The organism is Methylophilus sp. OH31, from assembly GCF_000576615.1.
Taxonomy (GTDB): domain Bacteria; phylum Pseudomonadota; class Gammaproteobacteria; order Burkholderiales; family Methylophilaceae; genus Methylophilus.
This window is the reverse complement of sequence record NZ_BAUS01000004.1, coordinates 184,736-197,120: the sequence shown is the minus strand read 5'-3', so window position 1 is coordinate 197,120 and position 12,385 is coordinate 184,736. Positions and strand designations below refer to the sequence as shown.

10 protein-coding genes are annotated in these 12,385 nt (G+C 52.8%); 8 read left to right on the top strand and 2 right to left on the bottom strand.

All coding sequences use genetic code 11. The features are described 5' to 3' along the window. The first annotated feature begins 48 nt into the window (after positions 1 to 48). From OH31_RS07495 to recG, 5 genes are read left to right on the top strand one after another with little or no spacing between them, the layout of a single operon-like run. Positions 49 to 786: a proteasome-type protease gene (locus OH31_RS07495; RefSeq protein ID WP_019880816.1), complete on the top strand. Its 738-nt coding sequence runs from the start codon at positions 49 to 51 to the stop codon at positions 784 to 786. Further along, positions 783 to 1,394 (top strand): guanylate kinase, encoded by a 612-nt coding sequence (gene gmk, locus OH31_RS07490; RefSeq protein ID WP_019880815.1) that lies wholly within the window; start codon positions 783 to 785, stop codon positions 1,392 to 1,394. The genes OH31_RS07495 and gmk overlap by 4 nt, the downstream gene beginning before the upstream one ends. 49 nt (positions 1,395 to 1,443) lie before the next feature. Continuing rightward, positions 1,444 to 1,659, top strand: a complete 216-nt coding sequence (gene rpoZ / locus OH31_RS07485) for a DNA-directed RNA polymerase subunit omega (RefSeq protein ID WP_019880814.1) — start codon at positions 1,444 to 1,446, stop codon at positions 1,657 to 1,659. 6 nt (positions 1,660 to 1,665) lie between these two features. Then, positions 1,666 to 3,882 carry a bifunctional (p)ppGpp synthetase/guanosine-3',5'-bis(diphosphate) 3'-pyrophosphohydrolase gene (locus OH31_RS07480; protein ID WP_024930241.1) on the top strand — a complete coding sequence of 739 codons (2,217 nt, stop codon included), beginning with the start codon at positions 1,666 to 1,668 and terminating at the stop codon, positions 3,880 to 3,882. Positions 3,883 to 3,900: 18 nt separating this feature from the next. Further along, entirely contained in the window at positions 3,901 to 5,967 is a 2,067-nt protein-coding gene (gene recG / locus OH31_RS07475; protein WP_024930240.1) for an ATP-dependent DNA helicase RecG, read from the top strand. On the opposite strand, the gene OH31_RS07470 is transcribed toward recG, so the two are convergent. Together OH31_RS07470 and OH31_RS07465 are read right to left on the bottom strand one after the other, a co-directional pair. Beyond that, positions 5,964 to 7,955, bottom strand: a complete 1,992-nt coding sequence (locus OH31_RS07470) for a bifunctional diguanylate cyclase/phosphodiesterase (RefSeq protein WP_242402223.1) — start codon at positions 7,953 to 7,955, stop codon at positions 5,964 to 5,966. The genes recG and OH31_RS07470 overlap by 4 nt on opposite strands. Positions 7,956 to 8,179: 224 nt before the next feature. Further along, positions 8,180 to 9,073 carry a LysR family transcriptional regulator gene (locus tag OH31_RS07465; RefSeq protein WP_024930238.1) on the bottom strand — a complete coding sequence of 298 codons (894 nt, stop codon included), beginning with the start codon at positions 9,071 to 9,073 and terminating at the stop codon, positions 8,180 to 8,182. A gap of 119 nt (positions 9,074 to 9,192) precedes the next feature. Between OH31_RS07465 and OH31_RS07460 the strand changes: the two genes are divergently transcribed. The 3 genes from OH31_RS07460 (at position 9,193) to OH31_RS07450 (ending at position 12,380) form a co-directional block, all read left to right on the top strand. Further along, positions 9,193 to 10,053 carry a pirin family protein gene (locus OH31_RS07460; protein WP_024930237.1) on the top strand — a complete coding sequence of 287 codons (861 nt, stop codon included), beginning with the start codon at positions 9,193 to 9,195 and terminating at the stop codon, positions 10,051 to 10,053. A gap of 115 nt (positions 10,054 to 10,168) precedes the next feature. Beyond that, positions 10,169 to 10,795 (top strand): isochorismate family cysteine hydrolase YcaC, encoded by a 627-nt coding sequence (gene ycaC / locus OH31_RS07455; RefSeq protein ID WP_024930236.1) that lies wholly within the window; start codon positions 10,169 to 10,171, stop codon positions 10,793 to 10,795. Positions 10,796 to 11,114: 319 nt separating this feature from the next. Next, positions 11,115 to 12,380: an MFS transporter gene (locus OH31_RS07450; protein WP_024930235.1), complete on the top strand. Its 1,266-nt coding sequence runs from the start codon at positions 11,115 to 11,117 to the stop codon at positions 12,378 to 12,380. Positions 12,381 to 12,385 lie beyond the last annotated feature (5 nt).

Below are 12,385 nucleotides of genomic sequence, written 5' to 3'. Positions count from 1 at the left end.
CGTGCATGCTATGATGACTTTTAAACATTAACCTACTCCTCTTTTCTTATGACTTATTGTGTCGGTATTTTGCTGCAACAAGGCCTGGTATTGGCTTCTGATACGCGCACCAATGCTGGTGTCGACCAGGTAGCGATTGCGCCTAAAATGCATCTATTTGAAGTACCGGGCGAGCGCATGATTGTGCTGCTGACGGCGGGCAATCTGGCCATTACACAATCGGTGGTCAACCTGTGCCGTGAACAGCTCAAATCGCCTGAACCGCATGCCCACCTGCATAATGTGCAGTCGCTGTTTGAAGCCGCCAGTGTCGTCGGCGCCGCCATGCGCACCGTGCATCAGCGCGATGGCAAAGCCCTCAAGGAACATAGCATAGACTTTAGCGCCAGCATTCTGGTGGCCGGTCAAATCAAAGGCGAGCAGCCTCGCCTGTTTAATGTCTATGCAGCAGGCAATTTTATTGAAGCCACCTCGGACACGCCTTATCTGCAAATCGGCGAGACCAAATACGGCAAACCGATTATCGACCGTGTCATCAAACATCAAACCAATGTCACAGATGCGGTAAAATGCGTGCTGATTTCATTTGATTCCACCATCCGCAGTAATATTTCTGTGGCTTTACCGATTGATTTGATGATATACCGCACTGACACCTTTAGCGCCGATTGCCGGCAACGCCTGACGGAAGATGATCCTTATTACGCCTGTATCCGCAAGGGTTGGGGCGAGGGTTTGAAATCCGTCTTTTCTTCACTGCCTAACCCGGAGTGGTGTGCATCATGAGTCATGGTCATTTATATGTGATTTCTGCTGCTTCTGGCGCTGGTAAAACCAGCCTGGTGCGTGCCATGCTGGCGCAAGACCCGATTTTAAAACTATCGGTGTCGCACACCACGCGCGCACCGCGCCCGGGCGAAGAAGATGGCATCCATTACCACTTTGTCTCAGAAGCCGAGTTTTTAGGCGTGCTGGATAAAGGCGGCTTTCTCGAAAGCGCCCATGTGCACAGCGCGCGTTATGGCACGGCACAAAGCGAGGTAGAAAACGCCCTGGCATCCGGCCGCGATGTGATTTTGGAAATCGACTGGCAAGGCGCTCAGCAGATTCGCAAACTGTTCCCGCAGGTCACCTCGATTTTTATTTTGCCGCCTTCGATTGAGGCGCTGGCACACCGCCTGAACAACCGTGGCCAGGACAGCGAAGCCGTGATTACACAACGTCTGGCCGCCGCACGTGAGGAGATGCGTCACGTGCATGAGTTTGATTATGTTACAATTAATGATAATTTTGACGTGGCCTTGCAGGATCTGATGGCGATTGTTCGCGCCCAGCGCTTGCAGTTAAACCGCCAGGTTGCCTGCCACGCGTCATTGATTCAATCACTTACCTGACCCAGCGCGCATGCACGCTGCATGTAGGCTCACATATTAAGAGGTTTTTATGGCACGTATTACTGTCGATGATTGTTTGGACAACATCTCTAACCGTTTTCAATTGACATTGGTGGCAGCTTACCGCGCCAGACAATTAGCCAATGGTTCAGACCCATTAGTGAGTGGCTATTCACAAAAAGACAAGCCAACCGTGATTGCCTTGCGCGAAATCGCTGCTGGTAAGATCGGTGTAGAGTTGTTAGAGAAAAAGGGCCACGCATAAACAGCTATGCCCCATAGCCAAGGCGATTCTGCCCATCGCAAGTCCAGGTCTCCCCTGGAGGAAGTGGACTTGCTCCCTGCTGACCGTGAGGATTCCCCCCTTACCCAGCTAATCCGCAAGTACCTCAACGAAGAAGAAGTGCAACTGGTCTGGCAAGCGTATCGCTATGCCGAGCAGGCGCATGCCGGTCAAACCCGCAAAACCGGCGAGCCCTATATTACCCATCCGATTTCGGTGGCCTGCATTCTGGCCAAACTGCATCTCGACTTGCCCACCCTGCTGGCCGCCCTGCTGCATGATGTCGTGGAAGATACCGAAGTCGATAGTGCGGCGATTGCCGAGCGCTTTGGTAAACAGGTGGCCGACCTGGTAGATGGCCTGACCAAGCTGGACAAGGTAGAACTGCAAACCGCCACCCAGGCGCAAGCCGAAAATTTCCGCAAAATGCTGCTGGCCATGAGCCAGGATGTACGTGTGATCCTGGTCAAGCTGGCCGATCGTTTGCACAATATGCAGACGCTGGAAGCGATGCGCCCGGAAAAGCAGAAACGCATCGCACGCGAAACGCTGGATATTTATGCGCCAATTGCCAACCGGCTAGGCCTGAACCCGATTTACCACGAGCTGGAAGATCTCAGCCTCAAGTACCTATACCCGAATCGCCATCGCGTGATTGATAAGGCCATTCGCCTGGCACGTGGCAACCGCAAAGAAGTCATCAGCAAGATTCAGGACGCCATTGAGAACCAGCTGACGCAATACCAGATCGAATATGATGTACAGGGGCGCGAAAAGCACCTTTACAGCATTTATAAGAAAATGGCTGAAAAATCGATGAAATTGTCGCAAATTGGCGACATTTACGGTTTTCGCGTCATTGTCAAAGATACCGCAGCCTGCTACCTGGCACTGGGCGCATTACATGCGCTTTATAAGCCCATTCCCGGCCGTTTTAAAGACTATATTGCCATCCCCAAAGCCAACGGTTACCAGTCTTTGCATACCACATTGTTTGGCCCGTTTGGCACGCCGATTGAGGTACAAATACGCAGCCAGGAAATGCATAACATTGCCGATGCCGGCGTAGCGGCGCACTGGCTGTATAAAACCACCGATGCGCACCTGACCAAACTGCAACAGCAAACCCACCAGTGGTTGCAACGCCTGGTTGAAATCCAGACCGAGAGTGACGACAGCCACGAGTTCCTGGAGAACTTTAAAGTCGATCTGTTCCCGGACGAGGTGTATGTATTTACGCCTAAAGGCAACATCATGGCCTTACCACGCGGCTCGACGGCGGTTGACTTCGCGTACGCCGTGCACTCAGATGTCGGTAATAGTTGCGTCGCCGTTAAAATCAATAATGAACTGGCGCCACTGCGTACCGAGATGCGCAACGGTGATCATGTTGAAATTATCACCGCACCGCTGGCGAAACCGAATCCGGCCTGGCTCAACTATGTGGTCACCGGCAAAGCCCGCTCACATATCCGCCATTACCTCAAAACCGTCAAGGTGGAAGAATCGGCACAATTGGGTGAACGCATGCTGAATGTGGCGCTGCGCGCCATGCATATAGAACCTGCCGAGATTGCAGACAAGCAATGGCAAAAAGTCATGAACGACTATGGCAGCAAAACCCGCCAGGCGATTTTGACCGATATCGGCCTTGGCAAACGTAACAGCCTGATGGTGGCGCACCAGTTACTGGCGCATCCGGCCGATGCTGAAGATAAATCTGGCAAAGTACTCGATACCATTACCATCCGCGGCTCGGAAGGCATGGCAGTACAATTTGCCCCTTGCTGCCGCCCGATTCCTGGCGACCCCATTCTGGGCTTTATCAATAAAGACAAGGGCCTGGTCATTCATACCCACGATTGCCCTGCCATCCGCAAGTTCAGGCTGGACCCGGAAAAATGGCTGGACGTGGAGTGGGATGCCGACCCGAAAAAACTGTTCAGCGTCAACTTGCGCATTACGGTGGTCGACGAACGCGGCATGCTGGCCAAAATTGCGGCGACCATCTCCAATGCAGATGCCAACATTGATAATGTCAGTGTCGAATCCAGCGATGGCAGCCAGTACTCCAATGTAAACTTTACCGTGCAAGTGCATAACCGCGTGCACCTGGCGACCTTGATCCGCAATCTGCGCAAGATTCAGCAAATCGTGCGTATCAACCGGGTCAAAGGCAACCAGCTGGAACAACGTATCCAGTAAATCAGCGGTGATGCCAGCATGCGGCCCTTGAACGAGATTAAAGGTTTCACGCCCGCCGTATGCAGCCAGCTGGCAAAACTGAATATTCATTCAGTGCAGGCCTTGTTGCTGCACTTGCCACTGCGCTACCTGGACGAAACCCGCATCACGGCCATCCGCGACTTACACCTGGGTGAGCAGACACAAATCGAAGGCGTGGTGGTGCACAATGAAGTGGCCTACAAGCCGCGCAAAATGTTGAATGTCAGGCTGCAGGATGACACTGGCATCATCAATCTGCGTTTTCTGCACTTTTATCCCAGCCAGGTCGCTGCCATGCAAACTGGCCAGCGTTTACGCGTGTTTGGTGAGGTGCGGCCTGGTTTTTTTGGCTATGAAATGGTGCACCCGACACAGCGCAAAGTCGATGAAGACACGCCGGTCAGCAGTGCACTCACCCCGGTCTATCCGACGACGGCAGGCTTGAGCCAGGCAACCATACGCAAAGCGGTGAACCGCATCTTGCAAGCAGAATATTTGCACGAAACCCTGCCAGGCTGGGTATACCAGTCCATGCAATTGCCCGACTTTGCCAGCAGTCTGCATTTGCTGCATCAACCCCAAGCCGAGATAGCACTGGCGACACTGGAAGACCGCACGCACCCTGCCTGGCAACGCCTGGCCTACGATGAACTGCTGGCACAACAGCTTTCCATGCGACAACATTACGCGCGCCGCAAACAATCGCGCGCACCTGCCATCTCCGCCTCACAGACGCTGGTTGGCCGCCTGCTGGCCAGCCTGCCGTTTGCACTGACGTCTGCCCAGCAAAAAGTGGTGGCAGAAATCGGGCATGACCTCAACCAGCCACACCCCATGCAACGCCTGCTACAGGGTGATGTCGGTAGTGGCAAAACCATTGTCGCCTGCCTGGCGGCCTTGCAACTGATAGAACATGGCTGGCAAGTGGCGATGATGGCGCCGACGGAAATTCTGGCAGAGCAGCATTACAAAAAGCTATGTGACTGGCTGCAACCGTTGGGGGTGACGGTCGCCTGGCTGACGGGCAGCCAGAACAAAAAACAACGTGAGCAATCACTGTCAGCCATCGCCAGCGGTGAAGCCATGCTTGCCGTCGGCACGCATGCTTTATTTCAAGACGATGTGCAGTTTAAGCAACTGGGGTTGGCGATTGTGGATGAGCAACACCGCTTTGGCGTCGGCCAACGGCTGGCGTTGCGTAAAAAAGGCACGGCTTTGCCAGGGCAGGCACACAACCTGGAACCGCACCAGCTCATGATGTCGGCCACGCCGATTCCGCGCACCTTATCCATGAGCTATTACGCTGATCTTGACGTGTCAGTGATTGATGAGCTGCCTCCCGGCCGCACACCGATTGTGACCAAACTGGTGGCTGATGACCGGCGCGATGAGATTTTGCAGCGCGTTCATGACGCCTGCGCCCAGGGCCATCAAGCCTATTGGGTGTGCCCGCTGATTGAAGAATCAGAAGCGCTGCAACTACAAACAGCCAATGATACCTTTGCCTATATGCAGCAAACGTTCCCCGAACTCAAGGTCGGCCTGGTCCATGGCCGCATGAAATCGGCAGAAAAACAGGCGGTGATGCAGGCTTTCTCTGCCAATGAGATTCACCTGCTGGTCGCCACCACCGTCATTGAAGTTGGCGTCGATGTACCGAATGCGAGTTTAATGGTGATCGAACATGCGGAGCGCATGGGGCTGAGCCAGTTACACCAGTTACGTGGCCGCGTCGGCCGCGGCGCAGCCAAGAGCACCTGTATTTTGCTTTATAGCAAACAGCAATGCTCGCAAATTGGGCGACAGCGCCTGAAGGTCATTTTTGAAAGCAATGATGGCTTTCAAATTGCCCAGGCCGATTTACATATCCGCGGCCCGGGTGAATTGCTGGGCACACGCCAGAGTGGTGTTCCCATGCTTAAAATTGCCGATCTGGAACGGGATATGGTGTTGCTGGAAACAGCCAAAACCCAGGCGGACCAGCTCTTGCAACGCGAACCAGCGGCGGTTGCCGCCCATCTTCAGCGCTGGTTAAGCCAGGGCGAAGAGTGGATCAAGGTTTAACCGAGTCGGCTACGTAATACTTTGCGCTGACCGGTTGCGGATGGCGCAGCGCCACCGCGCATCGCTGATTGCAAACTGGCTTCAAACTCATGCAAAGGCAGCGGACGGCTAAACAAATAACCCTGGAAAGCGTGGCAGCCCATCTTTTGCAACATGACCATTTGCTGCTGCATTTCCACCCCTTCAGCAATCACACTGTGACTCAGGTTTTTGCCCATATTGATGATAGTCTGCACAATAAATGAATCATAGTTGTTATGCACAATATCTTTAATAAAGCTGCGGTCTATTTTCAATTCGTCTAACGGCAGCCGTTTCAATACCGACAACGAAGACTGCCCAATGCCAAAGTCATCCAGCGAAAAAGTGATGCCCAGTACTTTCAGGGCATTGATCTTTTCAATCACTTCATCGATATTTTTCACAATCAGGCTTTCGGTCAGTTCCAGGCGCAAACAGCTTGCATCGCAACCACTCGCCAATACCGTTTCTTTCACCATCTGCACAAAGTCTGGCTGGCTGAACTGGATGGCACTGACATTGACCGACAATTTAAGCTGGGCGGTATGCACAGACTGTGACCAGTGCTTGAGTTGCTGACAAGCTTGCGCCAGTACCCATTGCCCGATGGAGACAATTTCACCGGTTTCTTCGGCAATCGGAATAAATTGGTCTGGCGGAATCATGCCCAAGGTCGGGTGTTGCCAGCGCAACAAGACCTCTGCACCCGTTGGCTGCTGCAACTCATTGACTTGCACCTGGTAATATAAAAGCAATTGCTTGCCCTGCAAGGCAAATGCCAGCTCGTTTTCAAGCGTGGCGCGCATTTCTACCGCCGGGTGCACGGCTTCATCGTACATCTGGATGCTATTGAGGTTATCGGATTTTTTGGCCTGATACATGGCAATATCAGCGCGCCGTAACACTTCATCTTCTTTAAGCAAATCCCCCAGGAACAGGCAAATGCCAATGCTAGGTGCAGTGCGATATTTACTGTTTTGCAGCTCGAAAGGTTGCGAAAACACCGCCATCATTTTTTCCGCAGTGGCCTGGGCTGCAGTAATCGCTTCTGTCTTGTCGGTTGATAACTCATCCAGCACGGCAATAAACTCATCACCGCCCATGCGCGCGATGGTATCTTTTTTACGCAAGCATTGTTGCAGCCTGAAAGCGACCTGTTGCAACAACTCATCCCCGGCCTGATGGCCTTTGCTATCGTTAAGCCCTTTGAAATTATTCAAGTCCAGGCACAACACCGCCCCATAATGCTGGTGACGCACACAGCGTGCAAATGCCTGATTAAGGCGATCCGTCAGCAAGCGGCGATTAGGCAAGCCAGTCAAAAAATCATAGTAAGCCAGTTGGTGCACCTTCTTGTTATCCAGGTTGGATGCAATCCGTAACGAGATATTCTCGCGCAGGCTGGTAGCCAGGCTGCGGCCAGCTACCGTCACATAAAACACATACACCATAAATAACACGGCAAGCGCCAGTGAGACTGAACTGCCATGAATCAAAAAGCGCGGAATCATAAACAACACAATGCCGCCACTAAACAGGTTGGTACTTAAGGTATCGACTGAATAAATAATGATGCCCGCCCCGGAAACCCCGACCAGCGCAAAAATCAGGAACGCCTGATGTGCCGTATCAGCCTCAGGGAACAGCAGAATACCGCCCAGGCCCCAGGCCAGGCCACAAAAACAGGTGCTGGCACGGAACCACTGTAACCACTGGCGGCTATGCAGTTCGCGCTGCAAGTCTTTTTCATACTGAACAGTCAGATAAGCACGTATGCCGTAAGCCACCAGGAAAATGCTGGACCAGACCGTGAGGATGATATGGTCGATCAGGTGCCATTGCACGAGCAAAAGCGCAATCATGACCACGATGGCTGCCATCAATGATCTGCGATTGTTTGAATACAGCATGCCGACAATTTCTGCGTGCAATGCCGATGATTCCGCCGTCGTGTTCAACGCACGCATCCCCCATGTATATTATTGTTAATATCTTAACAACGGTTATTGCAGGCTGATACTTTAGTTTTACACACTTATCATGCGCTCAAATTTAAAAAAACACACTATACAACGGCTTGTTTGTAATAGAAAAATAGAAAATATAATCTAAGAAATGTCAGCAATGCCATTCAGATAACCACGTCACAACAGGTAACTATAGCCAAAAGGGCAGCCAGTGGAGAAATAGCCTATTGTGTACTGAACAGCGGCTTTAACTCAGCCACCGCCAGGTCAATAAAACCACGCAACTTGGGTGGCATAAAGCGTTGCTTCGGGTAAACCAGGTGCACGGCATCCGCACGCCCGCGCCACTCTGGCAATACATGCTGCAAGCCGCCAGTCTCTACCGTCGGCTGGCAGATAAATGTCGGCAACAAAGCCACACCCTGCCCGTTTTCGGCCATAGCCCGCACCACGCCAATGCTGTTAACCAGGGTACGCGCAGCCAAGGGTACGCGTATGGCTGTTGTACCGCGCTGCAAATCCCATTGATGCCGCCCCATGGGCGTGAATTGCACACATTGGTGCTGGCTGAGGTCAGTTGGCGTGGCAATCTGCCCCGCCAACTGCAAATACGATGGGCTGGCAAATAGCGCCCATTGTATGGTGCCTAGTGACTTGGCAATCAAACTGGAGTCGCGCAATTCCCCGGTTCGAATCGCCACATCCACGCCTTCTGCCACCAGGTCAACATAACGCTCGGTGAGCATTAACTCCAGCGACAAGGCTGGGTAGGTGCGCTGCATCTGTGTCACCAAGCCTCCCAGCAAAGCATCCCCGAGGTCAGCCGGTGCTGTGACTTTTAACACGCCTTGCGGTTGCTGACGCGCTTCATCCAGCGCCGCTTCAGCTTCAAGCAAGTAACCCAGGCCGGTAGAAGCATGCTCAAAATACAATGCGCCAGCTTCAGTCAGGTTTAAGCGCCGCGTGGTGCGTTGCAACAGGGTGACGCCCAGCCGTCGCTCCAGTCGCGCTACGCGGGTGCTAATGGTCGAGGTCGGCAATCCCAGCTGCCGCGCGGCAGCGCTAAAGCTGCCCGCCTGCACCACCTTCACAAATACAGCGGCTTCATTAAAGTCCATGACTCAATTGTTCATTTAATTGAAAAGTAATTTCACATTTAACCATCTAGTGTCTTAAAAGTCATGTGTTTATAGTGTGAACCATGCAAACACGCAAACATTTCTGAAAGGGAATCATCATGAAAAAACTGGCTTTTATCAAACGCAGCAACGGTAACCACTGGGTGGGTGACGGCTTTCCGGTACAAAGTATTTTCTCTTACCGTGACATTGCCAATGACATTTCGCCTTTCTTGCTGATGGATTACGCCGGGCCTGCCAGCTTTGAGCCAACCACGCACAGACGCGGTGTTGGCCAGCACCCGCACCGTGGCTTTGAAACCGTGACCATTGTTTATGACGGCCAGGTCTCACACCACGACTCCACTAACGCTGGCGGCACCATCGGCCCAGGCGAAGTGCAGTGGATGACCGCAGGCAAGGGCATTATTCATGAGGAGTATCACGGCGATGACTATGCACGTACAGGTGGCCCGTTTGAAATGATCCAGTTATGGGTCAACCTGCCGGCCAAGGACAAAATGACCGCACCTGGCTATCAGGGGATTACCCGCGATCAGATCCCGGAAGTGGCTTTGCCGGAGGAAGCAGGGAAAGTCCGCGTGATTGCCGGGGAATATGCAGGTCACAAAGGCCCGGCAAATACCTTCAGCCCGATGAATGTGTGGGATGTGCGCCTGAATGCGGGCACACGCACCACCTTCACCTTGCCGGAAGGCCACACTACTGCCATTTTTGTGCTGCATGGCGCGGTGAAAACCGGTGAAGTGCATACCATCCGCCCCGCTGAGCTAGCGGTAATGCAGCGCGAGGGTAATGAGCTGGTATTGCAGGCCCAGCAGGACACCGTGCTGTTGTTACTCAATGGTGCACCGCTGAATGAGCCAGTGGTGGGTCACGGCCCATTTGTCATGAATAGCTGGGAGGAAATTGACCAGGCGATTAATGACTTTAACCAGGGTCGCTTTGTCACCGCATAATGGCTTGTAAAGTAGTCCAACATTTAAAAAAAAGGAAACACGGCCGTCAGCATTCACGCGTTACGCTGACGGCCGCGATCTCCCCCCGACTAAATCCATTGAGAGGATATTCATCATGAACAACAAACCTTATGTACGCCTGGACCGTGACAACGCTGTCGTTTTGCTGGTAGACCACCAGGCTGGCCTGCTATCGCTGGTGCGCGATATCGAACCAGACCGTTTTAAGAATAATGTATTGGCCTTGGCCGATGCCGCCAAGTTTTTTAACCTGCCGACGATTTTGACCACCAGCTTTGAAACCGGCCCCAATGGTCCATTAATGCCAGAGTTAAAAGCACTGTTTCCGGATGCGCCTTATATTGCGCGTCCTGGCCAGATCAACGCCTGGGATAACGAAGACTTTGTCAAAGCGATTAAGGCCACCGGCAAAAAACAATTGATTATCGCCGGGGTGGTCACCGAAGTCTGTGTCGCCTTCCCTGCACTATCAGCCATAGAAGAAGGCTTTGAAGTATTTGTCGTAGGTGATGCCTCAGGCACTTTTAATGAACTGACGCGCGATGCGGCCTGGCGCCGCATGGAGGCCGCCGGTGCGCAAATGATGACCTGGTTTGGCGTGGCCTGCGAGTTGCACCGTGACTGGCGCAATGATATCGAAGGTTTGGGTACCTTGTGCGCTAACCATATTCCAGACTACCGCAACTTGATGACAGCCTTTAATGCGCAACAAGCAAAATAAGCACACGCAGCAAATTGATTTCAACAAGAGGCCTGTTTAACAGGCCTCTTTGTTTTTAGTACAAAATCCCCACTCACCAAACCCGCCTCAACATAGCGTTCCCCTGCATTTCACCTAAAAACAACGACATCGTGACACCCCTGTATAGGGCATGTGACATGTCGTTGCGCAAACGTCTTTCTTGTTTTAACAAAAATTTATGATTGCTGCTTGTAGTATCATTCAAGAATGAGAATTATTCTCAACTAATAAATAAAGCCCTGAAGGAGTGTTTGTACCCTCTTTCGCTTTTGTAACCAAGGTAATCAACACGGACATTATGGCAACCAGTCACCCCCCCCTGCAACCAGTACCGCTCAATGCGCAGCAAGAAAAACACCTGCTGTTTACGCTGGCTGGCATCCAGTTTTCCCACATTCTTGATTTCATGATCATGATGCCTATCGGGCCCATACTGATGCAGGCACTCCACATCCACCCAACCCAATTTGCATTACTACTCTCTATTTATACGCTCACTGCAGCCGCAAGTGGCCTGATTGCCGCCACCTTCATTGACCAGTTTGAGCGTAAAGGCATGTTGCTGGTGCTATTTACACTGTTTGTGCTGGCTACACTGGCTTGCGCATGGGCGCCAGATTACCTAACGTTATTACTGACACGTGGCCTGGCTGGCGTGTTTGGCGGCGTACTGGGTGCCATGCTACAGACACTGGTGGGTGACCTGATTCCGTTCGAACGTCGCGGTAAAGCCAGCGGCATCGTCATGTCCGGCACTGCAGCGGCTACCGTACTCGGCGTACCGACCTCCTTATTGCTTGCCAACCATATCGGCTGGCAAGCACCTTTTATCGCCATTGCTGCCGTTGCCAGCCTGTTCCTGTTATTAGCGCTACGTCATATCCCTAGTCTGTCTACACCCCAGCGTACACAACGCGGCTGGCAACAAGCAGCAAACAATATGAAAAACGTACTGGCCAATGCCAACCACCTGACCGGGCTGCTATTTATGGCAGTGGGTGCATTTTCGACCTTTACCGTGATCCCTTATCTGACATTGTTCCTGACCGGTAATGTCGGCCTGGACATGGCACAAATGCCGGTGGTTTATATTCTTGGTGGCCTGGCCAGCTTTTGCAGTGCGCGCTGGATCGGTGGCATTGCAGATCGCTATGGCAAGGTGCGCACTTACCGCCTGATAGCCGCATTTTCCATGCTACCCATTTTGCTGCAAACCCACCTGACCACGGTGGCATTCGGCTGGGTATTGCTATGCACCACCTTGTTTTTCACTGTCGGCACAGGCCGATCCATCCCAGCCATGGCCATCACCCTCTCAGCCATTCACCCGCCATTGCGCGGCACATTTATGTCACTCAATGCCGCCATCCAGCAACTGGCCTGTGGTGCTGCCGCGCTGGTCGGTGGCTGGGTGATCACGCAGTCGGCCGATGGCAGCATCAGCGGCTATGGCCATGCTGGCTGGCTGGCTGTAGTGCTGACTGGCTTCACTATCCTGTTAGCCGGACGCATCCAGATGCTGTCCGCGCCGGTGCCTGGTGGCGCAAAACCAGCGACTGCCTGAAGCAG